Origin of the sequence: Aquitalea magnusonii (assembly GCF_002217795.2) — a bacterium.
Classification (GTDB): Bacteria; Pseudomonadota; Gammaproteobacteria; order Burkholderiales; family Chromobacteriaceae; genus Aquitalea; species Aquitalea magnusonii_B.
Map to the genome: position 1 here is coordinate 3257729 of NZ_AP018823.1, position 24961 is coordinate 3282689.

Consider the following 24961-nt stretch of genomic DNA (forward strand, 5'->3'; position numbering starts at 1 on the left):
ATCATACAGCAAAAACCACCATGCTGGAGCCACTGACCACAAGGAGCCACCATGACCACACTGCACCTGAGCGGATTTCCGCGCATCGGCGCCAAGCGCGAGCTGAAATTTCTGCTGGAAGACTACTGGCAAGGCAAAATTGACGAACAGGCACTGCGGCAGGGCGCGCGTGAACTGCGCCAGCGCCACTGGCTGCTGCAAAAGGGTGCCGGCATCACCCTGTCCCCGCTGGGCGACTTCTCCTTGTACGACCACGTGCTGGACGCGCAGATTCTGGTGGGGGCCATCCCGCCGCGCTTCGGCTTTGATGCCGCCACGCTCAGCAGCGCGCAATACTTCCAACTGGCACGCGGCAATCAGCAGCAGCCCGCGCTGGAAATGACCAAGTGGTTTGATACCAACTATCACTACCTGGTGCCGGAATGGCATGCCGACACCCGTTTTGCCGCCAATCCGGCCCCTTTGCTGGCCCAGTTGGCCGAGGCGCGCGCGCTGGGCATCCGCACCAAGCCGGTGCTGGTTGGCCCGCTTACCCTGCTGTGGCTGGGCAAGTGCAAGGGTGGAGAGTTCGACCGGCTGCAACTGCTGCCGGCACTGCTGGCATGCTACGAAAACATACTGCAGCAACTGGCCGCAGCCGGCGTGTCCTGGGTACAACTGGACGAGCCCATCCTGGCACTGGACTTGCCCGCCGACTGGCTGCAGGCCATCAGCACGGCCTACCGGCAACTGGCCGCCAGCCCGCTCAACATCCTGCTGGCCACTTATTTTGGCAGTGTGGCGGAGCACGCCGCCCTGCTCACCACGCTGCCGGTAGCCGGCCTGCATCTGGACCTGGTACGCGCACCGGAGCAGCTCGCGGCTTTTGCCGCCGATTGGCCGGCTGACAAGATTCTCTCGGCGGGCATCGTGGATGGCCGCAATATCTGGCGCAGCAATCTGACCGCCCAACTGGCACTGCTGGAGCCACTGGCCGGGCAACTGGGCAACCGGCTGTGGCTGGCACCCAGTTGCTCGCTATTGCACTGCCCGGTGGATGCGGCAGCCGAAACCGAAATGGATGCCGACCTCCGTAGCTGGCTGGCCTTTGCCGTACAAAAGCTGAACGAACTGAAACTGCTGCAGCGCGGGCTGGAACAAGGCCGCAACAGCATCGTGCATGAATTGCAGGCCAGCGATCATGTGCAGGCCATACGCCGCAGCAGCCCGCTGATCCACCGGCCTGCGGTGCAGGACAAGCTAGCCTCCCTGCCGCCGGGTGCCGACCAACGCCGCAGCCCCTTCGCCAGCCGGGCCAAGCAACAGCAGGACTGGTTGCAGCTCCCCCTGCTGCCCACCACCACCATCGGCTCCTTTCCGCAAACCGCCAGCATCCGCAGCGCCCGCGCAGCATTCCGCCGTGGCGAGCTATCCGCCGCCGACTACCAGCGCGCCATGCAAGAAGAAATCAGCCTGGCCATGCGCCGTCAGGAAGCGCTGGGCCTGGATGTGCTGGTACATGGCGAGGCCGAGCGCAACGATATGGTGGAATATTTTGGCGAACAACTGGATGGCTTTGTGTTTACCCGGCTGGGCTGGGTGCAAAGCTACGGCAGCCGCTGCGTCAAGCCGCCCATCATCGTGGGCGATGTGGCACGACCGCAGGCCATGACCGTCAGTTGGGCGGTCTACGCCCAAAGCCTGACGCAGCGCCCGGTAAAAGGCATGCTCACCGGGCCGGTCACCTTGCTGCAATGGAGCTTTGTGCGGGACGATGTGCCGCGCAGCACCGTGTGCAAGCAGATTGCCCTGGCCCTGAATGAAGAAGTGCTGGAGCTGGAAAATGCCGGCATCCGCATCATCCAGATTGACGAACCGGCCATCCGGGAAGGCCTGCCGCTGAAAAAAGCCGCTCAGGCAGACTACCTGCGCTGGGCGGGTGAAGCCTTCCGCCTGTGCAGTTGGCGGCTGGATGACAGCACGCAGATTCACACCCATATGTGCTACTCGGCCTTTGGCGACATCCTGCCGCAGATTGCCGCCCTGGATGCCGACGTGATCACCATTGAAACCTCGCGCTCGGACATGGCGCTGCTACAGGATTTTGCCTGCTTCCATTATCCCAACCAGATCGGCCCCGGCGTCTACGACATCCACAGCCCGCGCACGCCGCGCCTGGCCGAGATGGAAGCCCTGCTGCACAAGGCTTTGCAAGTGATTCCAGTTGATCGCTTGTGGGTGAATCCGGATTGCGGACTGAAAACCCGTAGCTGGCCGGAAGTGGAAGCAGCGCTGCAGCGCATGGTGGCTGTGGCAAAAAACCTGCGCCAGCAACTCACCGTGCCAGCGGGCTGACCGCTATCTATTGCAATTTGTAAAAAGTATTTATAGCATAAGCTTACCAAGACTCTCTCTCAGGGCCACCCCTGGCCCGCTTGGTACCCGCTGATCAAGGGCTCCTTCGGGAGCCCTCTTTTTATCTGCGACAGTCTGCAACAGAATGAAAAAACCGCCACAGGGGCGGTTTCAGCTTGTTGACAAACCCCCTCTCGCTTTCTGAAAAGAAAGCGAGGCTCCCTTTCAGGGAAAGGGCGGGGGGATTGGGATTAGACGGGAAGGCTGCGGAATCTAAGAGTTAGTTGAAAGGCCCGGCTTTGCCGGGTCCTGTGCAATCGAACCAGATTACTTTGTCAGCAGCCTGAAACCGCCACAGGGGCGGTTTTTTTCACAACACGGTGACTGCATCACTCATTGGGCGTCAGCATGCTGGGTGTCATCATCACCTTCAGCCGCACCTGCTCCAGATCGTGCCGCGTGCGATGGCTCAGCCACCACACCGCCCCTTTCTTGACGCTCCACAGCAAGGGCTGCTCACCCAGCAATTGGGCGGACAAGCGACCGATATAAGGCTGATGCCCCACCAGCACGATGGTCTTGCCTGCCTCAGGCCAGTTAACGGCCTGCATCACTGCCTCGATCGAGGCATCCGGGTTCAATTCCGGCAATACGGTATAACGCTTGCTCAGCAGCGCAGCGGTCTGCTGCGAGCGCTTGGCTTCCGATGCCAGCAAGATGAAATCACGCGGCAGACGGTCACGCAGCCAAGCGGCCATCTGGCTGGCCTGTTGCTGACCACGGCGCGTCAGCGCGCGCGCCAGATCATCCGACCCCTCTTCCGCTTCGGCATGACGCCATAGAATCAGATCCATCATTCACCTCCGTTATTGTTGTTGGTGCGGCATTACGACAAGGTAAACCCGCCTTGTAGTGCCGCACGACATGCCTGTATCCCAGAGCATGACAGCAGACCGGCAGCCTACACCAGACGTGTGTCAGCCGCATGTCGCACAAACACTTATGCCGCTAGTGCAACAGCGGTGCCAGCAGCGGCACCAGAATGGCCGTCACCACGCCGTTCAGCCCCATCGCCAGCCCGGCAAAAGCACCCGCCGTTTCCGACAACTGAAACACCCTGGCCGTGCCGATGCCGTGGGCGGAAATCCCGGTTGCCGTCCCCAGCACCATGTCATCGCGCAGGCCCAGCAGATTGAACAAGGGCTTGACGATGACCGCCCCGAAAATGCCGGACAGGATGACAAACATGGCCGACAACTCCGGAATGCCGCCGATGCCCTGCGACACACTCATGGCAATGGGGGTGGTAACGGCACGGGTAGTCAGCGACAGCAGCACCTGCTGCGGCAATTGCAGCAGCCAGCCCACCCCCACCGCACTGACAATACCCACCAGGCCACCAAACAGGATGGTGATGGCCAAGGGGCCGGCGGCACGCTTCAGCCGCGACAGATTGCCGTACAGCGGCACCGCCAAGGCCACCGTGGCCGGCCCCAGCAGCATCTGCACCATCATCCCGCCCTTCATGTAATCACGGTAGCTGGTGCCGGTGGCCAGCAGCCAGACCAGCAACAGCAGCACGCCAATCAGTACCGGATTGGACAAGGGATGCCCCTTGCAGCGGCGGTTGAACAACACCGCCAGCTTGTAGGCCAGCAAGGTGACAAACACCCCGGTCAAGGGCGAGGTGCGGATCACGCTGAGGGCTGCATCGGTATTCATGCGCCCTCCTGATGTCGATGGCGCGCCAGCAGCAGCTTGAGCAACAGGCCGGGCAACAGCAGGGTCAGCGTGGTGGACAGCACCAGCACCACAATCAGCTGCCAGCCAAAACCGGCCAGCAAGTCACGGTAGGCCAGCACCGCAGCCCCGGCCGGAATGAACAATAGAGACAGATGCGACAGAAAGCGCGGCACATTCAGCTTCATGCTTTCCGGTACGGATTTGCGCAGGGCCAGCGTGGCAAACAGCAACAGCATGCCCAGCACCGGGCCAGGCAAGGGCAAGGAAAAAGTGCGGCTGATCAGTTCTCCAGCCAGCTGGTAGCCTACCAGCCACAACAGGGTTTCTATCATGATCGTCATTCCGCTTGCGACAGCAGACCGCCACAAGTCAGGTAGTGGGCAAGGACACGGGACTTTCATCATACCTGCCACTGCCCGCCGGCGAAATAAACAGACAAGAGCATTGTCGTATTACCGGTGACAAACAGGACAAGCAGCACCGGGCTTTGGCATAATGCGCGCCATGATCGAGGATTCGCACTGGCTGCCGCAGCCCCCCGCACTGGCCCCGGCCTTGCTCGGTTTTGTCACCGAGCAAGGCTCGCTCACCGAACGGCTGCTGGCCACCGGCCACCGCTTTGCCGTACAGCCGCTGTACCAAGGTGCCGCCACTGTCCACCCGGATGAAGCGCTACTGCTTGGCATCCCGCCAGGCAGCACACTGTACGCGCGCCAGGTACTGCTCACCCTGGATGACACCCCGGTGGTCTATGCCCGCAGCATTGCCCGGCTGGACTGCCCGGTATGGCAGCCGATTCTGGACCGTGGCAGCCGCTCGCTGGGTTTCACCCTGTTTGGCGGTCTGCCGCAACTGCAACGCGCCCCCCTGCACTACCGGCAACTGGACAGCAGCCATCCGCTGTATCCGGCCAGCGCAGCCCAGGCCGACAGCCTCAGCGCACGGCGCTGCCGTTTTGTGCTGGATGACGCCCCCATGGTGGTATGCGAGGTGTTCCTGCCCGCCCTGAAAGACTTTGCCCGATGACACTGCACGCCCTGAAAGACCGCTACACCGTTTACAAGCAGCTGATGCGCATGGACAAGCCCATCGGCACCCTGCTGCTGCTGTGGCCTACCCTGTGGGGGCTGTGGATAGCCGGCAACGGCAAGCCGGACCCGCTGGTGGTGCTGATTTTCGTGGTCGGCACCTTCCTGATGCGCTCGGCCGGCTGCGTCATCAACGACTATGCCGACCGCCACTACGACATGCATGTAGAGCGCACCAGCCAGCGCCCGTTTGCCCGTGGTGCGGTGACCGAGCGCGAAGCGCTGCTGCTGGCCCTGGTGCTGGCCATTCTCTCCTTCCTGCTGATTTTGCCGCTCAACCAGCTCACCTGGCTGATGAGCGTGCCAGCCGTTTTCGTAGCCGCCAGCTACCCCTTTACCAAGCGCTTCTTCCCCATGCCTCAGGCGTATCTGGGCATTGCCTTCTCTTTTGGCATTCCGATGGCCTTTGCCGCGCTCAACAATCACGTTCCCGCGCTGGCCTGGCTGCTGCTGGTGGCCAATGCCTTCTGGACCGTGGCTTACGACACCGCCTATGCCATGGCCGACAAGCCGGATGACCTGAAAATCGGCATCAAGACTTCGGCCATTACCTTCGGTGATCACGACGTCACCGGCATCATGCTGTGCCACGCCGTGTTCATCATCATGATGACCGGCATCGGCCTGCACCTGAGCCTGGGTTGGCCCTTCTTTGCCGCGCTGGTTATCAGCCTGGGCTTGATTGCCAAGCAGTATCTGGAAATCCGCACCCGCGACCGCGGGCTGTGCTTCAAGGCTTTTCTGGACAATAACCGCGTCGGTGCGGTGCTGATGGCAGGTATCGTGCTGAGCTATCTGTTGAAGTGAAGGGTTAGCCGCATGGTAGGCGGTCAAAGTTAAAACAGGTTTTGCATCCGCTTACGCGGATGATGGTTTGCATGCCGCTTCCGCGCGGCGAACGGGAAGGAGGGCTTGCCTGGCCAAGCCCTCCTTCACCTCCAAGGCCACCCCGCAAGCATGGCCTGCGGCTGCCCGACAGGGCTGCGTCGGTGCGGTGCTTATCTGATCAAGAACACCTGTCGGAGCCGCCCCAGTCCCGTCAGCGCGAGCCGACACAGGCGTGCCGCTCAGGGTTTTAAGCGGTCGGCTGTCCGCAGCGGCGCGACGCTAGCGCGCCGCAAGTTCCGGCCGCGCCCTAAGCGGTGCGGCTGGGGCGGGGTTTCGACGCGCTGCGGGTCGCCTTTTCTTTGGGTACTTTCTTTTGGCGAAGCAAAAGTAAAGTACCTCGACGGCGGGGCGAGACCCGCGAAGTTGTTTTTTGTTTTGATCTTGGCGGCGATAACCCAGTGTGGGAATCCGCTCACGCGGATGATGATTTTCAGTGCCGCTTCCGCGCGGCGAACGGGAAGGAGAGCTTGCCTGGCCAAGCCCTCCTTCACCTCCAAGGCCACCCCGGCAAGCATGGCCTGCGGCTGCCCGACAGGCCCCGCCCGGAGCGAGGCGCGCCTGAACTCGCGATTTGCTAACGTCAAATCGCTCAAACATTGCAGGCGCTTAACACCTCGCCCCGGCCACCCGTCGGCATGCTTGACGGGGCCACGGGGCGCGTCGATACGGTACTTTCCCTATAAGCAAGGTCCTGCTCACCTTCCCCTTCGAGCAGTTTCCACCCCCTCCCCCCATCGCTACAGTGTCCCGCTGGTGCTCAACACACCCTCAACAGCGGCTGCCGCATCCGTTAGTCTTGCGGCATTTCTACGTCCATCGGTTTTGTCATTGTCAGTTTTTATGGACAATGCACAGCCTATGGTCGGGTAGCGCGCAGCCATGCAATACCTGGGCAACCGGGAAAAACTGCGGGCCGTTACTGTTGGCGGTGTTGAAGTGCCTGACCACCCTCTCAACAGGGGTGACTTTCAACGACTCAACAGAAGGCCATTTCCATGACCAAACAACCCCCTTCACATCCCCAACATCCCCCTCCCCTTTGCTTTTACTACCACGGTAAACCGCTGCATGTGCTGCACCACAACGACCAATGGTGGCTGCACAGCAGCGATGTACTGGCCGTCATTGGCCGTCGGCTGGGACGCCGCATCCAGCAATTACTGAGCGCCGATCCCAACACCGGCATCGCCCCGGTTGGCGATGAACAGCCGGAGTGCTGGCTTGCCACCGCCCTGCTGCGCGTCTTGCGTCGCAGCGGCAAGCCGCTGGCACGGCAGCTGCGAAACTGGTTGAACAGCGAGCTGCTGCCCGCGCTGGCGCAGTTGCCACCCGCTGCGCCACGTTGGGAGCAGGCTCTGGCACTGGCGGCGGAGGCCGGGGTCCAGGTGAGCCATGCAGTGTTGCAGGCGGTATTGACGCAGGGTACGCGGTGGCAGCATTCGCACTGGTTGCTGACGCTCGATTACACGCCCGACCACCCCTTGCGCCATGCGCATGGCCGCTTGCTGGGGCTGAACAGTTCGGCCACGCCCTTGCAGGCGCTGGCGCAGCAGATTGCCACTGCGCAGGGGATTGCCGCAGATAATGGTGAATTGCTGGTGCTGGCGTCAGCGTGTCATCAGCAACTGCGTGGCCGTTTGCAGCGCCAGGCCCGGCGGGTGATGCAGGCGGGTTGAGTGGGAGTCCGCTGCGCGGATGATGATTTACATGCCGCTTCCGCGCGACGGACGGGAAGGAGGGCTTGCCTGGCCAAGCCCTCCTTCACCTCCAAGGCCACCCCAGCAAGCATGACCTGCGGCTGCCCGACAGGTCCCGCCCGGTGCGAGGCGCGCCTGAACTCGCGATTTGCTAACGTCAAATCGCTCAAACAGCCAGCCGCTTAAAACCGCCGCAGCGCCACCCGTCGGCATGCTTGACGGGGCCCAGTGGGCGCGTTGGTGCGGTGGCTTTCCTGCTGGGGAAATGCGTTTATTCGGTAGCGTTGCGCGGTGGATCGCCCCTTTGGGGCATCCACCCTACGGGGTAGACGCGTAGGGCGGAAGCCCCGGCTTTACCGGGGCGTTCCGCCGCAAGACATCCATCGCCCAAAAATTTTGAAAGCAGCACAGTCATTTTCTGCTCTGACACACCTGTCGGAGCAGACCAATCCCGTCAGCGCGAGCCGACACAGGCGTGCCGCTCAGGGTCTTAAGCGGTCGGCTGTCCGCAGCGGCGCGACGCTAGCGCGACGCAAGTTCCGGCCGCGCCCTGGGCGGCATGGCTGGGGCGGGAATTCGACGCGCTGCGGGTCGCCTTTTCTTTGGGTACTTTCTTTTGGCGAAGCAAAAGTAAAGTACCTCGCCGGCGGGGCGAGACCCGCGAAGTGGCTTTTTTGTTGGTTTTCCGTTGGAAGGTACGGGTTAGAAATCCGCTACGCGGATGATGGTTTAAGTGCCGCTTCCGCGCGGCAAACGGGAAAGGGATCTTTGCTTGGCCAAAGATCCCTTTCATCCCTAAAGGCCACCCAGCAAGCATGGCCTGCGGCTGCCCGACAGGGCCCGTCCGGTGTGAGGCGCGCCTGAACTCGCGATTTGCTAACGTCAAATCGCTCAAACAAAGCAGGCGCTTAACACCTCGCCCCGGTCACCCGTCGGCATGCTTGACGGGGCCCCTGGGCGCGTCGGTGCGGTTGAAATTAGTCAGCATCTGCGGCATCTAGCCCAGTATCACTACCGGAACAGCCTCAGCCCAAACCCACACTTTCCACAAAAAAGGCCCCTTCCGGAGCCTTTGCGTGCTGAACGATACCTGCCCTACTGCGCCTGGAACGGCAGGCTGTAAGCCTTGTCACCCAGATGCAGGGTGGCAATCCAGTGACGGCTACCCGTAGCACATACCGGCAGGGTGATGCGGGCTTGCCAGTTGGCGCCATCCGCCACAAAGCGGTAGCGATTGAAGCCCATATCCATGTCCGCCATGGAAAATTCCACGCTGGGTTCACTGGCAGTCACCCCATCCAGCCGCATGACAAAAGGCTTGCCATTTTGCGGGGGCGTGACAAAGCGCAAGCTGCCGCCATCCGGCAGGCTGCAGGCTCCCTGTGTGATATTGCAGGCCAGGGGCTGCGCGGCTTGCGGCTGGTTCTTATGCTGGAAATACCACCAGATCAAGCCGCCTTTGAGCGCGGCCAGCAATATCAGCGCTACCCCAATCAGCAGCAGTTTTTTCTGTTTGAGATTCATCGTCATTGCCATGCCCCTCGCATCAGCGCCACGCCGTGCGCGCCATGCTGGCGGGCTCGCGGCAGATCCTGCTGCTGCAAGCCGCCCAGCGCATACACCGGCAGCGGGATGCCGTCTGCCAATACCGCGGTAAAGCCTTGCCAGCCCAGTGGCGTGACGCCGGGGTGGCTGGCCGTGGGCTGGACATGGCCTAGCAGGGCGTAATCCAGACCAAGCGCCCCTGCTTGCTGCAACTCCTCCGCCGAATGTACCGAGGCGCCCACCCAGGCAAAATCCGGCCGCTGTGCCAGATGCCGCAAACGGGTGCCATTCAGATGCACGCCATCCACCGGCCAGCCGGCCAGCCAGTCCGGGTCGGCATTCACCACCAGCTTGCCGCCACGCGCATGCACGATGGCAGCCACGTCACAGACAAAGGCCTGTAACTGCTGCCGGTTCATGTCCGGTTCGCGCACCTGTACCAGCCCGTATGCCGGGCCATCGGCCAATGCTTGCAGCTGGGCGGCCACCCCGATTTCATGAGCGCAGGTGATGACATAAAGCGCAGGCAGTTGCAGGGATTTGAGAATCGGGCCATTGGCCGGCAGCATGGGCTGGACACTGGTCTGCTCTGGCGCTTGCCAGGCAAACTGTTGCCCTTCTTGTGGCTGTGGCTGGCCCTGCCAGTCCCATACCCGGAAGAAGTGTAAGCGCACCGAGGCGTGTTCGTAATGATGTACGCGGGTCAGCCAGGGGGTGGCATGAGTCACCGTGATGGCCATTTCTTCTTGCAGTTCACGCACCAGCGCCTGCATGGCGCTTTCGCCCGGCTCCACCTTGCCACCAGGGAATTCCCAGTAACCGGCATAAGGTTTGCCCTCTGGCCGGCTACCCAGCATGAAGCTGCCATCCGGGCGCATCAGCGCGCCGGCCACCACTTCGATGATTTTCTTGTCGGAATGCATATTGATTATTGTTTGCCTCAGTTTTTTTCTTTGGCCACCACCACACCGCTGGCAATGATGAGCGCACCACCCAGCCAGGTGGTGATGCCGGGCATTTCACCAAAAAACAGATAACCCAGTGCGGCTGCCCATAGCAGGATGCTGTATTCCAGCGGCGCCACTGCCGACAGTTGCACATAGCGCAGCGACAGGGCGTTGACGAAATTGGCCAGTCCGCCGCTCAGGCCAAGCAACAGCAGCACCAGCCAGTCGCCCCAGCCTGGCCATTGCCAGTCGCTGCCGGCACTCAAGGCACTGACAGCCAGCATGATCAGCGTTCCCAGCATGGCAATGGTGGCCGGGCTGTCGGTGGCCGATAGCTGGCGCGTCAGCAGCGAGGCCAGGGCATAAGACAAGGCCGAGCCCACCGCCAGCAGGCTGTAGATGTTGAACTGCAGGCCGGACCAGCCACACACCACCACTACGCCGAGCAGGCCCAGTACCACGGCCAGCCATTGCCGCCGCCCAACGCGCTCGCCCAGCCACACCAGGCTGAGCAAGAGCATGAATACCGGGTTGGACAGGGTAATCACCGTTACCGTGGCCAGGGGCAGATGGCGCAGGGCAATGAAGAAAGTGACGATGGTGACCAGCACCACCATACCACGCAGCAGATGCCGCCACGGATGGGCGGTAGCCAGCAGCCGGGCCGGTGCGCTGCTGTGACGCAGCCCCAATACCAGCAGGATGGGCAGGGCAAACAGCGAGCGGAAGAAGATGATCTCCCCCACCGGATAGCCATGGGTCAGCCATTTGGCGCTGGCATCCATCACCGCCAGCAAAAAGATGGCCAGACTGTACAGCAGGATGCCGCGCGCCTTGTGCTGCGACGGCATGCTGGCAGCGGCCGTCACGCTCACTTGCCCAGCTCCGCCTTGCGTTCCTTGGCGCTACGCCCGGCCCAGTCATTGGCAAACTGCCAGGCAACCCGGCCGGAACGGCTGGCACGCAGTTGGCTCCATTGCAGGGCGGCGCGTTCGGCTTCGCTGTCCATCGGCAGTTGGAAATGCTCCAGCCAGGTTTTGACCGCAGCGAGGTAAGCGTCCTGATCAAACGGATAAAACGACAGCCACAGGCCGAAGCGGTCCGACAGCGACACCTTCTCCTCAATGGCTTCACCCGGATGGATTTCGCCATCACTGACCCAGCCTTCGCGGTTTTCGCTGTGTTTTTCCGGCATCAGGTGACGACGGTTGGAGGTGGCATACACCAGCATGTTTTCCGCCCGGCGCGCCAGGCCGCCATCCAGCGCGGTTTTCAGTGCCTTGTAGGCGTCATCGCCGTCTTCAAACGACAGGTCGTCACAGAACAGGATGTAACGCTCCTTGCGTCCGGCTACCAGCGCCATGATCTGGGCCAGGTCGGACAGATGATCCTTGTCCACCTCGATGATGCGCAGGCCCTTGTCGGCAAACTCCGGCAGCAAGGCCTTCACCAGCGAGGACTTGCCGGTGCCGCGCGCGCCGGTCAGCAGCACATTGTTGGCAGGGCGGCCCTTGACGAACTGGCGGGTATTGCGCACCAAGAGCTTGAGCTGGTTGTCGATATGGGTCAGCCGTGCCAGCGGCAGAGTGTGCGGCTCGTTGACGCCCTCCAGCCAGCCGGCCATGCCCTGTCGCCGCCAGCGGTAGGCCGGTGCGCTCCAGTCCGGCTCGGGCCGGGCCGGAGGCAGCAAGGGTTCGAGACGGGCCAGCATGGCTTCGGCGCGGGCCAGAAAGGCTTCAAGTTGCTGCATGTCGTTCTCCGGGCAAAAAAACAGGCTGGCACGGCGGCCAACCTGTACGGACGGGCTGATGGCGGGCTTAGCCGCGCAGGCTGATGATGGGCCAGCCCTGCTCCTTGGCATGCTGGCGCAGGGTGTCGTCCGGGTCCACCGCCACCGGGTTGCTGACGATGGACAAGAGCGGCAGGTCGTTGTGCGAATCGCTGTAGAAGAAGCTGCGGCCATAGCTGGCCAGGGTCTGGCCACGTTCGGCCAGCCACATTTCCAGCCGGGTGATCTTGCCGGCCTGGAAGCTGGGTACGCCGGTGTGCTTGCCGGTGTAGCGGCCATCAGCAGTGCGTTCCAGGTCGATGGCAATCAGGTGTTCGTCATCCACGCCCAGTTCGGCCGCGATGGGACCGGTGATGAAGCGGTTGGTGGCGGTGATGATGAGGATTTCATCGCCCTGCTGGCGGTGCAGGTTGAGCAGGTCTCGCGCGGCTTGCGGAATGATGGGGAGGATGTGCTCATCCATGTAAGCGGCATGCAGGGCGGCCAGCTCGGCGTTGTCGTAGCGGGTGAGCGGCTCCAGCGCAAATTCCAGGTATTCGCCGATATTCAGCGTGCCGGCCTTGTACTGTTCGTAGAAATGATTGTTGCGGTGGTCGTAGTAAGCCTGATCGACAATGCCGCGCTTGATCAGAAAGCGCGGCCATTCGAAATCGGAGTCACCGATCAGCAGGGTGTTGTCCAGGTCAAACAGGGCCAGATTGCGTGCTTGGGTCATGTGTCGGAAGAACTCGCGGTTTGCAAAACGTTTTTCACCAGCGGCACGGTGATGGGGCGGCGCAGCGCCAGCGAATAGCGGTCCAGCATGTCCAGCATGCCGATCAGGCTGGACAGGTCGCGCCGCCAGTGGGTAAGCAGGTAACGGAACACATCGTCGGCAATGGCCAGTTGGCGGTTGGCGGCGTGGGTACGCAGCGCGGCCAGCTTGTCGTCGTCGGACAGGGCCTTGACTTCCAGCACCAGTCCCCAGCCCAGGCGGGTACGCAGGTCGTCACGCACGGCGGCGGCCATCGGCGGCTTGCGCCCGGCCATCAGCAGGCGGCCCTCGCCGCTCTCCTTCAGGGAGTTATAAAAGGAGAACAGGGTAATCTGGTCGTCCGGTGCCAGGTCGTCGACATGGTCTACCGCAATAAAGCTGGCTTCGCGGGCGAAATCCGGCAAATGCTCCTTCTGGCCATCCAGATAAATGGAAGCACGCCCCAGCCGCTCGGCGTGGGCAATCCAGGCTTGCAGCAGATGGGTCTTGCCACTGCCAGGCTCGCCCCACAGATAGATGAAACGCTCGCCATCCTCCGCCGTGAGGGCGGTAATCACCTCGCGGTTGCGCTGGGCCAGGAAATTGTCGAAAGCCGGCAGCGGCGTGGGGGTCAGGTCTAGTACTAGCTGGTCCAAGAGTAATGTCGTGTGGGCCGATTGAAGTCAGACTGCAATTTTACGCTGAGATGCCCGCTTGGCGAAACCGCTGCATGGCATTAGTTTAGTGCTTGTTGTTGTATAAAATCGCCAGCTTGCACCGGCCTGCCGTGCAGGTGTACCCCGCCAAGCACCTGTCCAGCACCCTGCCCGGCACACATCCGGACAACACATTGCAAACTAAGCGCAGCTTTCCCGAGGAAATTCAGTTAAAATACAGTGCTTTCGCATCAGCGAAAGCTTGACGTGAAAATACTTCAAGTTAGCAGAAAGCGAGTTTACCTTGAGCACCCAGTCCCTCAGTTACCGTGATGCAGGCGTGGATATCGACGCCGGCGACGCGCTCGTCGAAAACATCAAGCCCTATGCCAAGCGCACCATGCGCCCGGAAGTTCTCGGCGGTATCGGCGGTTTCGGCGCACTGGTGGAAATTTCCAAAAAGTACAAAGAGCCCGTCCTGGTTTCCGGCACCGATGGCGTGGGCACCAAGCTGAAACTCGCCTTTGACTGGAATCGCCACGACACTGTCGGCATCGATCTGGTCGCCATGAGCGTGAACGACATCCTGGTACAGGGCGCCGAGCCGCTGTTCTTCCTGGATTATTTCGCCTGCGGCAAGCTGGATGTACCGCAAGCCACCGACGTGATCAAAGGCATTGCCGCCGGTTGCGAACAGGCCGGTTGTGCATTGATCGGCGGCGAAACCGCCGAAATGCCGGGCATGTACCCGGTGGGTGAATACGATCTGGCCGGCTTTGCCGTCGGCGTGGTGGAAAAAAGCCAGGTGATTACCGGCCGCACCATCGTGCCGGGCGATGTTGTCCTGGGCCTGGGTTCCAATGGTGTGCATTCCAATGGTTACAGCCTGGTTCGCAAGATCATCGACCGCGCCCAGCCGGATCTGGACGCCGCCTTTGATGGCGACAAGAGCCTGCGCGACGCCGTGATTGCACCGACCCGCATCTACGTGAAACCGCTGCTCAAGCTGATGCAGACCCTGCCGGTAAAAGGCATGGCCCACATCACCGGTGGCGGCATCACCGAAAACACCCCGCGCGTACTGCCGGACAATGTTGTCGCCCAACTGGATGCCAATAGCTGGGAGCTGCCCAAGCTGTTCCAGTGGCTGCAAAAGGAAGGCAATGTGGACAGCCAGGAAATGTACCGCACTTTCAACTGTGGCATCGGCATGGTAGTGATTGTGGCCGAAGAGCACGTGGCCGCCGCCACCGCCCTGCTGCAGCAGGAAGGCGAAACCGTACACCGCCTGGGCAGTGTGCGCGCCCGCAATGGTGACGAACACCAGACCCAGATTTCCTGAGTCCGGCAGTGACACCAAACGGCGCCGCTAGCACTGCTGGCGGCGCTTGTTTTTTACCGGCAGGCATTGTGGCTGCCGCAGACATGTTGCCCCATGAAGAATATCGTCATCCTGATTTCCGGCCGCGGCTCCAATATGCAGGCCATTGTCGACGCCAATATCCCCGGCGCGCGTATTGCCGCGGTGATCTCCAATCGCCCCGATGCCGCTGGCCTGGCCTGGGCTGCCGAGCGTGGCATTGCCACTGCCGTGCTAGACCACAAGGCCTATGCCAGCCGCGAGGACTTTGATGCCGCGCTGGCCCAACTGATTGATGGCTTCCAGCCGCAGTTGGTGGTGCTGGCCGGTTTCATGCGCATCCTGACTGCCGACTTCACCCGCCGCTACGAAGGCCGCATGCTCAACATCCATCCCTCGCTGCTGCCGGCCTTCCCCGGCCTGCACACCCATGCGCGGGCGCTGGAAATGGGCTGCAAGGTGGCTGGCTGCACCGTACACTTTGTCACGGCCGAACTGGATCACGGCCCCATCGTGTCGCAGGGCGTGGTCAGCCTGTTGCCGGATGACACCCCGGACAGCGTGGCTGCGCGGGTATTGCAGCTGGAACACCAGCTCTATCCCGATGCCGTGCGCCGCTTTGTCGCCGATGAACTACATATTGTCGCGGGCAAAGTGGCCTCGCCGGCACAGCCAGCCGGCAGCCTGATGGCCCCGGCGCCGTAATACCGCCATCAGCATGAAGACGTCGCTGCGGGTCTTTGCCCTTGCCTTGCTGCTCTCGGTACTGGTGCATCTGGCCATGCTGGGTTCGGGCCTGCTGCCCGATGCCGTCATCGAACTGCCGCCGGATCAGGCGCTGCGCAAGATTGACGTCAAGATGCAGGCACTGGCGCTGGATACCCCGGCGCCACCCGCGGTACCCACCGCCCGGCTGCTGCCTGTCGGCCCGGCTGGTGGCGCGGTCGCACATCATCCGGCAGCCAGAAAGCATAAGCCCAAACGCGATGCTTCAGGCGCGCAGGCCAAGGCAGACACCGTAGCGGACAAAGCGGCGGAGCATCCAGCCGACCTGGCGGATGCCAGCCAGCCGGCCACAGAAAACAGCAAGCGTGCCGAGGCCAGCATGCCGGAGGCAGAACAGCCGGCATCAAAGCCGGAAAAGCACGCCAAGGCAGCAGAAGCCAGCGCAGCAGCAGCCAGCAATAACGACAGGCCGGCCGGTTATCTGACCCCGGCCAGTGCACTGCACCGCTTCCCGGCACGGGCCAAACTTGGCTACCAGACCTTCTATAATGGTGCGATGGTGGGCAGCGGCGGTCTGGATTGGCAACAGGATGGCCACCGCTACACGCTGGAAATCCGCTTCAATCCGCTGGTGGGCGGAAACAGGCGCTACCTCTCGCAAGGTCAACTGGGCAAACAAGGCCTGCAACCGGATAGCCTGCAAGCCTGGGTAGGCCAGGAAGCCAAGGAGTCCGCCCGCTTTGACTGGTCTGCCGGCATGCTGCATTTTGGCGACCAGGGCGACAAGGAAGTCGCCTTGCGCAGCGGGGCGCAGGATGTATTCAGCCTGGCTTTCCAGTTGGGCCTGAAGGGCGGCCAGCTTGGCACTGCCCCGCTACAGATCACCACCGGGAAAAAGGTCTACGACTATCCGATGACCCCCAGTGGCGAAACCGATTACGACACCGGCTCCGGCAAGATCCGGGTGATTGTGTTCCGCGCCAAGGGCGAGGATGACATCACCGAATTCTGGCTGGCTCCGGATTTCTCCAACCTGCCGGTGCGCATCTCGCGCATCGACAAAAGCAAGCGGGTGGAACTGCGCGCCGTGCTGATCAATATCGACGGCACCGAGCAATGGCGCCTGCCCGCGCGCCCCATGACCCGGAATAACCGTTAATGAATATCAGCCATAGCCAACTGAAACATATCGAAACCGTCATCAGCCAGATGACCCGCTTCGACCGCCCGGCCGATGCCGTGCTGTCCGCCTACTTCCGCGAAAACGTGAAGCTGGGTTCCAACGACCGTCACCTGATTGCCGAAACCGCTTTTGGCTGCCTGCGCCGCCTGATCCAGTTCCGCGCCCTCATCGCCCCGGAAAAAGCCACACCGCGCCGCCTGGCCATGGTGGCGCTGATGCGTCTGCAAAAGCTCAATATCAAGGAAATGGCCGACTGCACCAGCGCTGGCGAACGTGAATGGCTGGGTGGCATCAAGGGCAAGACGCTGGAAGACAGCCTGTCCGTGGCGGCCGAACTGCCGGAATGGGTGATCGAACGTCTGGCAGAAAAAGACCCGCAAGACGTGCTGGCACTGGGCCTGGGACTGATGGAACCGGCCCCACTCGACCTGCGCGTCAACACCCTGAAAATGAAGCGCGACGAAGTCATCGACCGCCTGCGCGCCGACGGCATGCCGTGCGAACCCACTCCGTACTCCCCACTCGGCATCCGCCTGCAAGGCAAGCCCTCGCTGAGCAAGTACGAGCTGTTCAAGTCCGGTGCCATCGAAGTGCAGGATGAAGGCAGCCAGCTCTTGGGCCTGATTACCGGCGCACGCCGTGGTGAAATGGTGGTGGACTTCTGTGCCGGTGCCGGTGGCAAGACCCTGCTGCTGGGCGCGCAAATGGCCTCCAGTGGCCGCCTGTACGCGTTTGACGTGTCGGAAAAGCGCCTCTCCAACCTCAAGCCACGCCTGGCCCGCTCCGGTCTGTCCAATGTGCATCCGCAACTGCTGGCACACGAGAACGACAGCAAGGTGAAGCGTCTGGCCGGCAAGGCGGATCGCGTGCTGGTGGATGCCCCCTGCTCCGGCCTTGGTACCCTGCGCCGTAACCCGGACCTGAAATTCCGCCAGAGCCCGGAAAGCGTGGCCGAGCTGAACGTCAAGCAAACCGCCATCCTGGCCTCGGCAGCCCGTCTGGTCAAAGTGGGCGGCCGTCTGGTGTATGCCACCTGCAGCCTGTTGCCGCAGGAAAACCGCGACATCGTGGAAGCCTTCCTGGCCGCGCATCCGGACTTCAGCCTGCTGCCGATGGATGCCGCGCTGGCCGAGCAGAAAATCCCGCTGCAGATTGGCGATTATCTGGAACTGAAACCACATTTGCATAATTCTGACGGTTTCTTTGCCGCGGTTCTGGTCAGAAAAGCGGATTGACCTTATCATTAGAGTATTAGCAGAATCGAAAATACTGTTCAATCCAGAATGATTTGCGTTTCGGCGCTGCTACTCTCTTGATAAACCGATGGAGTTCCCACCCCCATGTCCGACTCCAGAGTCGCCCGGCGCCTGGGCCAGCACGGCCTGCGCGCCAGCCGCCGCCTGAGATATCTGTATCTGTCCGTGGCGCTATGGCGACGCCGGGCCCCCATCTGGATTGCCGCCATCCTCATCGGCCTGGTGGCCGCCGTTTTTGCCAATGGCAGCCATCTGTCGCACGAGCTGTTCTACCAGATCTACGACCAATCGCCCTTGTGGGCGCTGCTGATCACCCCGGCCGGTCTGGGTTTGTCCGTCTGGCTGCTGCGTACTTTCTTTGAAGGTGCCGGTGGTGGCGGCATTCCGCAAACCATCATTGCCATGCAGCCAGGCATGCATGCGCTGCGTGCGCGCATCCTGACCATGCGCGCTGCCGTGGGCAAGATGGTATTGACGCTGATCGGCGTGGGCTGTGGTTCCACCATGGGCTATGAAGGCCCCATCGTGCAGGTGGGGGCCGCCATCAAGTATTCGCTCAATCGCGAAGCCGCCTTGCGCCATGAAGGCGTGGCGCGCAGCTTTATCCTGGCCGGTGCCGCCGCCGGGGTGGCGGCGGCATTCAACACCCCGCTGGCCGGCATTGTGTTTGCCATCGAGGAAATGGGCCGCACCTTCGACCAGCGCGCCAGCTCCACCATCTTGCTGTCGGTCATCCTGGCCGGTATCACCGCCATTGCCGTACTGGGCGATTACAACTACTTCGGCGTGGTGTCGGTCGCGCTGGAGTTGCGCTCGGGCTGGATGGCCATTCCGGTATGCGGCATCGTCGGCGGCATCATCGGCGGGCTGACTTCGCGCGCCATTCTGGCCCTGGCCAGCCGCCTGCCCGGCCCGCTGCATGACTGGCGCAGCCATTACCCCATCCTGTTTGCCATTGCCTGTGGCTTGCTGCTGGCCGTCATCGGCATCGCCAGCGACGGCATCACCTTTGGCACCGGCTATTTCCGTGCCAAGGAAATCATTGAAGGTGGCGGTAGCAGCATGCAGGAATACGGCATTCTGAAGCTGCTGTCGCTGATCATCACCTATATCAGCGGCGCGCCGGGCGGCATGTTTGCCCCCTCGCTGGCCGTGGGGGCGGGCTTTGGCCTGAACATGTCGCTGCTGCTGCCGTTTTTGCCCCAGGCGGCCATGGTGCTGCTGGGCATGGTGGCGTTTTTCTCCGGCATGACGCGCGCACCGATGACCGGTTTTGTCATCGTGATGGAAATGACTTCCTCCTCCTCCACCATGATCATCCCGTTGATGGCCACCGCCCTGGTGGCCACCAATGTGTCGCGCTTCATGAACCGGCATGCCTTGTATGATGGCCAGGCAGAAATATTCCTGCGCCAGTTGCGCGCACGCAATCAGGCAAATTGACCGGCGCAACCGGCTTACGTACAATAACCTATCGATTCAGTCAAGTATTTAAGGGCCAGCCCGCCGCTGGCCCGTTCACAGCAAGGAATTCCTCATGGATACCCAGGAAATCATCAAGCAGACCGTTACTGAAAATCCGGTTGTGCTGTTCATGAAAGGTTCGGCCCAGTTTCCGCAGTGCGGCTTTTCTTCGCGCGCAGTGCAAATTCTGAAAGCCTGTGGCGTGGAAACCATCAAGACCGTCGACGTGCTGCAAGACCCGGAAATCCGCCAGGGCATCAAGGAATTCTCCAACTGGCCCACCATTCCGCAGCTGTACGTGAAGGGTGAGTTCATTGGCGGTTCGGACATCATGTACGAGATGTACCAGTCCGGCGAACTGCAACAGGTACTGGAAGGCCTGTAAGCAAACGCTTGGCACTGCGCATGCAAAACCCGGCCTGGCCGGGTTTTTTTATGACCAGGCGCGATATCAGCATATCCACCTGTAATCTGCTGTCTTACAATTGACCGTTACCAGATCAGACTGCGGCATGCAGCCCTTTCTTTTGCGGATTACAAAGACGACATGACCTCCTCCCAGACCGAAGGCTTTTTCGCTCCCCCGGATCATCCCGCCGTGCCGCTGACTGCGGACAACGGTACCGCCATGCCGATTGATGAAATCTGGAAGGCCCTGGTCAATGACCAGTTGGTGCCGTATTTCCAGCCTATCGTCAATATCCAGACCCGCCGCGTGATCGGGGCCGAGGCGCTGGCACGCTGGCGTCATCCTGCAATGGGCGTGCTCTCGCCGATTACCTTTGTGCCGGTGATGGAAGAACGCGGCATGATTCGCGAGCTGACCGAACTGATTCTGGAAAAGACGCTGTACGCCTGTCGCGACTGGCTGGATCAGGGCTTTGACCTGAAAGTGTCGATCAACCTGTCCGCCCAGTTGCTGGCAGACCCACAACTGGCTGGCCACCTGAGCCAGAAAGTGCGGATAGCTGGCCTTGATCCGGCTAGTTTGGCGCTGGAGTTTTCGGAAAATACCCTGCGTCAGCACTGGTCAGTGGCGGATATGCAACTGGCCACCTTGCGCCAGGCTGGCTTTGGCGTGCTGGTGGATGAGTTTGGCATTGGCGTGGGGCTGACCGACAAGCTGAAGGCCAGCCATTTCAGTGGCCTGAAAATCGACCGTGCCTTTGTACATGGTGCCGGCGACAACCAACACCTGCGTGCCATTCTTGACGAGGCGCTGGCACTGGGCAAAGCCGAGGGCCTGCAAACCATTGGCATGGGGGTGGAAGATGCCGCTGATCTGTCGGTACTGAGCGAGCTGGGCTGCGAGGCGGTACAAGGCTATATCTGCTCGGCGCCATTGCCCGCCACAGGGTTAATTCCGTGGATTTCCCAGTGGGAAAAGCGGTAGAATACCGCCCCATACCTCATTCACAGACCGGCCGCGGCAACAAGGCCGGTTTCGCATATCCGAAACAAGCTGCCATTGCGGTCCACAAGACCGGCATCGGCAGCTTTTTCGCAAGGTTGGGAACAAGAAAATGAATATCCACGTAGTCAACCATCCGCTGGTGCAACATAAACTGGGTCTGCTGCGCGAAGGCGACATCAGCACCATGAAATTCCGCCAGCTCACCCAGGAACTGGCACGCCTGCTGGCTTATGAAGCCACCCGCGACTTCGAACTGGAAGCCACCACCATCGATGGCTGGTGCGGCAAGATCGACGTGCAACAAATCAAGGGCAAGAAAGTCACTGTCGTCCCCATCCTGCGCGCCGGCATCGGCATGCTGGACGGAGTGCTTGACCTGGTTCCTTCGGCCAAGATCAGCGTGGTGGGCCTGGCCCGCAACGAAGAAACGCTGGAGCCGGTGTCCTACTTCGAAAAATTCGTCGACAGCCTGGACGAGCGCATTGCCATCATCATCGACCCGATGCTGGCAACCGGCGGCTCCATGGTGGCCACCATCGAACTGCTCAAACGCAAAGGCTGCAAGCAGATCAAGGCCGTGGTGATGGTTGCCGCGCCGGAAGGCGTAAAGGTGGTCAACGATGCCCATCCGGACGTGCAGCTGTATGCCGCCTCGCTGGACAGCCATCTGAATGAAAACGGCTACATCATTCCGGGTCTGGGTGATGCCGGTGACAAGATTTTCGGCACCAAGCACATTTGACTCCTGCCCATGCCAGCAACACGCCGCTCAACTTCAGCCGAAGTAGCGGCGTTTTTTGCAGGCCATGCAGCCCCTGCACCATGCACAAGGAAGGCTTACCGTGTTGAGTCCGCATCAGGCGATTGATCAGGATTTTTTGCTGCGCTTTCCCGATGGTTTGCAGGACGCGGCATGGCAGGCACTGGCCAGAAAGCACCGCAGCGTGGACAGCGTCATCACGCTGTGCCGCCAGGGACTGGCCGCCGCGACCATGCAGCAGGCGCTGGATAACGGCAATCTTGCCGCCATCAGCGAAACCTGCCGCCAGATCATTGGCCGCAGCACCACGGTGAGCACCTTCGAGAAGATGGCTTTTCGCAATTACCTGGGCTTTCGCGATGTACACCTGCCGTTTGCCCAGGCCTTGTATCGCCTGCTGCACCAGTTTGGCCCGGACAGCTTTGCCGACTTTGTCGAGGTACTGCAGTTGTGCCGCAACGATGGCAATGCCAATCCGGCCAAGTGGCCGGTGGTGACCTGCTTTCTGGCCTACAGCCAGCCCGATGTGCATGTGTGCATCAAGCCCACCACCATCAAGAAGGTGGCGGCGCGGCTGGGCGTGGACATTGCTTATCGTCCCTTGCCCAACTTTGATACCTACTCACGGGTACAGGCCATGGTGCGGGACTTCAGGCAACAAAGCGTGCTGGCACGGGAGCAGAACAACATCATTGCCCAGGCCATCATGTATTGCACGGTCTGAGTCAGCGTCAGGCCCATAACAATTTTAAAAATCAGCTTTTAACAAAACAGGGAATTCGACTATGTTCCAACACGTGAAGGTGGCCATCTCCGGCGCCCAGATCCTGTTCGTCGCTTTTGGCGCACTGGTTCTGGTTCCGCTGCTGACCGGCCTCAACCCGGCCATGGCCTTGCTTGGCGCCGGCATCGGCACCTTGCTGTTCCAACTGTGTACCGGTCGTCAGGTGCCCATTTTCCTGGGCAGTTCCTTTGCCTTTATCGGCCCCATCATCTACTCCATGCATACCTGGGGTCAGGGTGCCACCATGTTCGGCCTGTTTGCCGCCGGTTTCATGTACTTCGTGTTTGCCGCCATCGTGCGCTGGCGCGGCATGGAGCTGGTGAACAAGCTGCTGCCGCCGGTGGTGATTGGCCCGGTCATCATGATCATCGGTCTGTCGGTAGCCACCGCCGCATCCGGCATGGCCATGGGCCAGGCTGGCGGCAAGCAGATCATGCCGTATGAAACCTCCATGCTGCTGGCCGCCATTTCGCTGGCCACTACCGTCATCGTGTCCATCTACGCCCGTGGCATGTTCAAGCTGGTGCCGATTCTGGCTGGCGTCACCGTGGGCTATATCGCCGCCGCCTTCATGGGCGTGGTGGATTTTGCCAAGCTGGCCAATGCACCGTGGTTTGCCGCGCCGGTCTTCCACAGCCCCGAGGTCAACTGGTCTGCCGCGCTATTCATGCTGCCGGTCGCCATTGCCCCGTCCATCGAACACATCGGCGGCGTGATGGCCATTGGCGGCGTGACCGGCAAGGACTTCACCAAGACACCGGGCCTGCATCGCACCCTGATGGGTGATGGCCTGGGCGTGTGCGTGGCCGGCCTGATCGGCGGCCCGCCGGTGACTACCTACGCCGAAGTGACCGGCGCCGTGATGATTACCCGCAACTTCAACCCGGTGACCATGACCTGGGCTGCCGTGTTTGCCATCTGCATGGCGTTCTTCGGCAAGTTCAATGCCCTGCTGCAATCCATCCCGATGCCGGTAATGGGCGGCATCATGGTGCTGCTGTTCGGCACCATCGCTTCCATCGGCCTGAAAACGCTGATTGAAGCCAAGGTAGACCTGATGCAGCCGCGCAATCTGGTGATCATCTCGGTAGTGCTGACTGCCGGTATCGGTGGCCTGACACTGAAACTGGGCGGTCTGGAACTGGCCGGCGTGGGCCTGTGCTCGATTCTGGCCATGGCGCTGAACCTGATTCTGCCCAAATCCTCGGCCAGCCATGACGGCATTGTCGAAGGGCAGGACATCTAAGTACTTGATCAAGGCGATCGGACACGACTGCCTGAGAAAGACAAAAGCGCGGGCTATCCGCGCTTTTTCTTTATATAAATCAGACAGGTCGCAATATTACCGCTTGATGTCCGGATCATGAACGACAGCTTGCCGGGCAGATTGGATAATGTTGACACTCTGTTGAAGTTTCTTCAGGGCTTGCCGTGCATCAGCAAGCCACTGCCGTCAGGGGCAGACAGCAAACTCCTTTGTTGTGTAATTGAAAACGCCATCTTGCGATGGCGTTATTTTTTTGTCCTGCGTCTAGACCGCGCCATGCATCGGTAAGGGGCGCAGTCTTGCCATTTTCAATACATCTTCATAGCGTCCATTGCGCAAGGCATACGCGCGCAAACAGGCTTCTTCGACAAAACCGTATTTGCGATACAAGCCCAGCGCAGCGGCATTATCGCTAAATACCATCAGTTCCACCCGGTGCAGGCCCAGCCAGTTATCGGCCAGGTCCAGCATGGCCTGCAGCAAGGCAGAACCCACGCCCTGTCCCTGCCATTCGCGCTGCACCGCCATGCCCAGGCTGGCACCGTGCGCCAGTCTGGGCGCACATTCCCGCCACAGTGAACCATGGGCAAGCACCTGCCCTTCGGCTGTTTCCAGCAATAGCGCATGGTGCAGCGGGTCGTTACCTGCCAGCCGCTGTTGCCATAGCTGCATGGATGGATAAGGAAGCTGCAGGGTATTGCCGTAACAGAGCGGATCGCTCATCAGCGCGCGCAGTGCCGCGGCATCTGCCGGACCGGGTTTGCGAATGCGAAACTGGCTCATGCCTGCCCTCCTGCCGGCCAGTGCAGCCGTGCCATCACCACGCTGTCCACATAGCGCCCGTCTTGCAGGATGTCCTGCCGCACCACGCCTTCATGCTGAAAGCCAAAGCGCTCGTACAGCGCAATGGCGCGCTGGTTGTCCTGCTGGGCCATCAGTTGCAGCCGGATCAGCCCCAGCCAGTTGTCGGACAGCTCCAGCAAGGCTTGCATCAGTGCGCGCCCCACGCCCTTGCCTTGCCATTCGTCACGGACCAGCAGGAACAGGTCGGCCACATGGCGGCAACGCGCCTGCGGCAGGATGGTGAGCCCGGCGCTGGCAATCACTTCGTCGGCAGCATCACAAGCCACCAGCCAGTGACAGGATGGGGATAGCTGTTGCAGCTTGTGCTGCCAGTCGGCGGCCGACTGATAGGGCTGCTGCGAGGTATGGCGTACCACGCCGGGGGCGGATTGCAGCCGCGCCATGGCGGCGGCGTCTTCCGGCTCGATGCGGCGGATATGAAAACTCATGCGCGATTGCTCCCTTACAGCCAGTTACAGACAGT

General features: G+C 61.3%; 25 protein-coding genes. 14 read left to right on the forward strand and 11 right to left on the reverse strand.

The window, feature by feature from the left end:
* Window positions 1-51 precede the first annotated feature (51 nt).
* Complete coding sequence (metE, locus tag DLM_RS15515) at window positions 52-2334, forward strand: 5-methyltetrahydropteroyltriglutamate--homocysteine S-methyltransferase (RefSeq protein WP_089085588.1); 2283 nt, start codon at window positions 52-54, stop codon at window positions 2332-2334.
* A gap of 389 nt (window positions 2335-2723) precedes the next feature.
* Here metE and DLM_RS15520 read toward each other — a convergent pair whose 3' ends face one another.
* The 3 genes from DLM_RS15520 to DLM_RS15530 form a co-directional block, all read right to left on the reverse strand.
* Window positions 2724-3191 (reverse strand): SixA phosphatase family protein, encoded by a 468-nt coding sequence (locus DLM_RS15520; protein WP_231959869.1) that lies wholly within the window; start codon window positions 3189-3191, stop codon window positions 2724-2726.
* Between the two features lie 151 nt (window positions 3192-3342).
* A complete protein-coding gene (locus DLM_RS15525) occupies window positions 3343-4056 on the reverse strand; it encodes an LrgB family protein (protein ID WP_089085586.1) in 714 nt (237 codons plus the stop codon).
* Window positions 4053-4409: a CidA/LrgA family protein gene (locus tag DLM_RS15530; protein WP_045847635.1), complete on the reverse strand. Its 357-nt coding sequence runs from the start codon at window positions 4407-4409 to the stop codon at window positions 4053-4055. Before DLM_RS15530 ends, DLM_RS15525 begins: the two co-directional genes overlap by 4 nt.
* 163 nt (window positions 4410-4572) lie before the next feature.
* Here DLM_RS15530 and DLM_RS15535 point away from each other — a divergent pair, with 163 nt between their 5' ends.
* From DLM_RS15535 to DLM_RS15550, 3 genes are all read left to right on the forward strand, one after another.
* Complete coding sequence (locus tag DLM_RS15535; RefSeq protein WP_089085585.1) at window positions 4573-5103, forward strand: chorismate--pyruvate lyase family protein; 531 nt, start codon at window positions 4573-4575, stop codon at window positions 5101-5103.
* Window positions 5100-5972, forward strand: coding sequence for a 4-hydroxybenzoate octaprenyltransferase (gene ubiA / locus DLM_RS15540; RefSeq protein ID WP_089085584.1), 873 nt, complete (start codon window positions 5100-5102; stop codon window positions 5970-5972). The genes DLM_RS15535 and ubiA overlap by 4 nt, the downstream gene beginning before the upstream one ends.
* Before the next feature lie 1076 nt (window positions 5973-7048).
* A complete protein-coding gene (locus DLM_RS15550; RefSeq protein WP_145985870.1) occupies window positions 7049-7729 on the forward strand; it encodes a hypothetical protein in 681 nt (226 codons plus the stop codon).
* 1116 nt (window positions 7730-8845) lie between these two features.
* On the opposite strand, the gene DLM_RS15555 is transcribed toward DLM_RS15550, so the two are convergent.
* The 6 genes from DLM_RS15555 to hda form a co-directional block, all read right to left on the reverse strand.
* On the reverse strand, window positions 8846-9280 hold the full coding sequence (locus DLM_RS15555; protein ID WP_231959870.1) for a hypothetical protein: 435 nt from the start codon (window positions 9278-9280) through the stop codon (window positions 8846-8848).
* The gene (locus tag DLM_RS15560) at window positions 9277-10218 is read right to left on the reverse strand and encodes a Nudix family hydrolase (protein WP_089085580.1); all 942 of its coding nucleotides are present in this window, start codon (window positions 10216-10218) and stop codon (window positions 9277-9279) included. Before DLM_RS15560 ends, DLM_RS15555 begins: the two co-directional genes overlap by 4 nt.
* A 17-nt stretch (window positions 10219-10235) precedes the next feature.
* Complete coding sequence (locus tag DLM_RS15565) at window positions 10236-11117, reverse strand: DMT family transporter (protein WP_089085579.1); 882 nt, start codon at window positions 11115-11117, stop codon at window positions 10236-10238.
* Window positions 11114-11992 carry an ATP-binding protein gene (locus tag DLM_RS15570; RefSeq protein ID WP_089085578.1) on the reverse strand — a complete coding sequence of 293 codons (879 nt, stop codon included), beginning with the start codon at window positions 11990-11992 and terminating at the stop codon, window positions 11114-11116. The genes DLM_RS15565 and DLM_RS15570 overlap by 4 nt, the downstream gene beginning before the upstream one ends.
* 67 nt (window positions 11993-12059) lie before the next feature.
* On the reverse strand, window positions 12060-12746 hold the full coding sequence (locus DLM_RS15575; protein WP_089085577.1) for an HAD family hydrolase: 687 nt from the start codon (window positions 12744-12746) through the stop codon (window positions 12060-12062).
* On the reverse strand, window positions 12743-13420 hold the full coding sequence (gene hda, locus DLM_RS15580; protein WP_045847287.1) for a DnaA regulatory inactivator Hda: 678 nt from the start codon (window positions 13418-13420) through the stop codon (window positions 12743-12745). Before hda ends, DLM_RS15575 begins: the two co-directional genes overlap by 4 nt.
* Before the next feature lie 304 nt (window positions 13421-13724).
* Between hda and purM the strand changes: the two genes are divergently transcribed.
* The 10 genes from purM to DLM_RS15630 all read left to right on the forward strand — a co-directional run bounded on the left by purM (window position 13725) and on the right by DLM_RS15630 (window position 23613).
* A complete protein-coding gene (gene purM, locus DLM_RS15585; RefSeq protein WP_059285545.1) occupies window positions 13725-14762 on the forward strand; it encodes a phosphoribosylformylglycinamidine cyclo-ligase in 1038 nt (345 codons plus the stop codon).
* Between the two features lie 93 nt (window positions 14763-14855).
* Window positions 14856-15485 (forward strand): phosphoribosylglycinamide formyltransferase, encoded by a 630-nt coding sequence (purN, locus tag DLM_RS15590; RefSeq protein WP_089085576.1) that lies wholly within the window; start codon window positions 14856-14858, stop codon window positions 15483-15485.
* Window positions 15486-15498: 13 nt separating this feature from the next.
* Complete coding sequence (locus DLM_RS15595; RefSeq protein ID WP_089085575.1) at window positions 15499-16665, forward strand: DUF3108 domain-containing protein; 1167 nt, start codon at window positions 15499-15501, stop codon at window positions 16663-16665.
* A 5-nt stretch (window positions 16666-16670) separates the two neighbouring features.
* A complete protein-coding gene (locus DLM_RS15600; protein ID WP_197715598.1) occupies window positions 16671-17924 on the forward strand; it encodes an RsmB/NOP family class I SAM-dependent RNA methyltransferase in 1254 nt (417 codons plus the stop codon).
* 105 nt (window positions 17925-18029) lie between these two features.
* The gene (locus DLM_RS15605; protein ID WP_089085573.1) at window positions 18030-19388 is read left to right on the forward strand and encodes a chloride channel protein; all 1359 of its coding nucleotides are present in this window, start codon (window positions 18030-18032) and stop codon (window positions 19386-19388) included.
* A 94-nt stretch (window positions 19389-19482) separates the two neighbouring features.
* A complete protein-coding gene (gene grxD, locus DLM_RS15610) occupies window positions 19483-19794 on the forward strand; it encodes a Grx4 family monothiol glutaredoxin (protein WP_045847283.1) in 312 nt (103 codons plus the stop codon).
* 162 nt (window positions 19795-19956) lie between these two features.
* Window positions 19957-20802 (forward strand): EAL domain-containing protein, encoded by an 846-nt coding sequence (locus DLM_RS15615; RefSeq protein WP_089085572.1) that lies wholly within the window; start codon window positions 19957-19959, stop codon window positions 20800-20802.
* A gap of 130 nt (window positions 20803-20932) precedes the next feature.
* Window positions 20933-21565, forward strand: a complete 633-nt coding sequence (upp, locus tag DLM_RS15620; protein WP_045847282.1) for a uracil phosphoribosyltransferase — start codon at window positions 20933-20935, stop codon at window positions 21563-21565.
* A 100-nt stretch (window positions 21566-21665) separates the two neighbouring features.
* The gene (locus tag DLM_RS15625; RefSeq protein ID WP_231959871.1) at window positions 21666-22307 is read left to right on the forward strand and encodes a hypothetical protein; all 642 of its coding nucleotides are present in this window, start codon (window positions 21666-21668) and stop codon (window positions 22305-22307) included.
* A 61-nt stretch (window positions 22308-22368) separates the two neighbouring features.
* Window positions 22369-23613, forward strand: a complete 1245-nt coding sequence (locus DLM_RS15630) for a uracil-xanthine permease family protein (protein ID WP_089085571.1) — start codon at window positions 22369-22371, stop codon at window positions 23611-23613.
* A 285-nt stretch (window positions 23614-23898) separates the two neighbouring features.
* Here the strand turns inward: DLM_RS15630 and DLM_RS15635 are convergent, their stop codons facing one another.
* Window positions 23899-24417, reverse strand: a complete 519-nt coding sequence (locus tag DLM_RS15635) for a GNAT family N-acetyltransferase (protein WP_089085570.1) — start codon at window positions 24415-24417, stop codon at window positions 23899-23901.
* Complete coding sequence (locus DLM_RS15640) at window positions 24414-24926, reverse strand: GNAT family N-acetyltransferase (RefSeq protein WP_089085569.1); 513 nt, start codon at window positions 24924-24926, stop codon at window positions 24414-24416. The genes DLM_RS15635 and DLM_RS15640 overlap by 4 nt, the downstream gene beginning before the upstream one ends.
* Window positions 24927-24961 lie beyond the last annotated feature (35 nt).

Coding starts and splice junctions, on each gene's coding strand:
- metE (WP_089085588.1), top strand. CDS start 52: ATGACCACACTGCACCTGAGCGGATTTCCGCGCATCGGCGCCAAGCGC.
- DLM_RS15520 (WP_231959869.1), bottom strand. CDS start 3,191: ATGATGGATCTGATTCTATGGCGTCATGCCGAAGCGGAAGAGGGGTCG.
- DLM_RS15525 (WP_089085586.1), bottom strand. CDS start 4,056: ATGAATACCGATGCAGCCCTCAGCGTGATCCGCACCTCGCCCTTGACC.
- DLM_RS15530 (WP_045847635.1), bottom strand. CDS start 4,409: ATGATAGAAACCCTGTTGTGGCTGGTAGGCTACCAGCTGGCTGGAGAA.
- DLM_RS15535 (WP_089085585.1), top strand. CDS start 4,573: ATGCGCGCCATGATCGAGGATTCGCACTGGCTGCCGCAGCCCCCCGCA.
- ubiA (WP_089085584.1), top strand. CDS start 5,100: ATGACACTGCACGCCCTGAAAGACCGCTACACCGTTTACAAGCAGCTG.
- DLM_RS15550 (WP_145985870.1), top strand. CDS start 7,049: ATGACCAAACAACCCCCTTCACATCCCCAACATCCCCCTCCCCTTTGC.
- DLM_RS15555 (WP_231959870.1), bottom strand. CDS start 9,280: ATGACGATGAATCTCAAACAGAAAAAACTGCTGCTGATTGGGGTAGCG.
- DLM_RS15560 (WP_089085580.1), bottom strand. CDS start 10,218: ATGCATTCCGACAAGAAAATCATCGAAGTGGTGGCCGGCGCGCTGATG.
- DLM_RS15570 (WP_089085578.1), bottom strand. CDS start 11,992: ATGCAGCAACTTGAAGCCTTTCTGGCCCGCGCCGAAGCCATGCTGGCC.
- DLM_RS15575 (WP_089085577.1), bottom strand. CDS start 12,746: ATGACCCAAGCACGCAATCTGGCCCTGTTTGACCTGGACAACACCCTG.
- purN (WP_089085576.1), top strand. CDS start 14,856: ATGAAGAATATCGTCATCCTGATTTCCGGCCGCGGCTCCAATATGCAG.
- DLM_RS15595 (WP_089085575.1), top strand. CDS start 15,499: ATGAAGACGTCGCTGCGGGTCTTTGCCCTTGCCTTGCTGCTCTCGGTA.
- DLM_RS15605 (WP_089085573.1), top strand. CDS start 18,030: ATGTCCGACTCCAGAGTCGCCCGGCGCCTGGGCCAGCACGGCCTGCGC.
- grxD (WP_045847283.1), top strand. CDS start 19,483: ATGGATACCCAGGAAATCATCAAGCAGACCGTTACTGAAAATCCGGTT.
- DLM_RS15615 (WP_089085572.1), top strand. CDS start 19,957: ATGACCTCCTCCCAGACCGAAGGCTTTTTCGCTCCCCCGGATCATCCC.
- upp (WP_045847282.1), top strand. CDS start 20,933: ATGAATATCCACGTAGTCAACCATCCGCTGGTGCAACATAAACTGGGT.
- DLM_RS15630 (WP_089085571.1), top strand. CDS start 22,369: ATGTTCCAACACGTGAAGGTGGCCATCTCCGGCGCCCAGATCCTGTTC.
- DLM_RS15635 (WP_089085570.1), bottom strand. CDS start 24,417: ATGAGCCAGTTTCGCATTCGCAAACCCGGTCCGGCAGATGCCGCGGCA.
- DLM_RS15640 (WP_089085569.1), bottom strand. CDS start 24,926: ATGAGTTTTCATATCCGCCGCATCGAGCCGGAAGACGCCGCCGCCATG.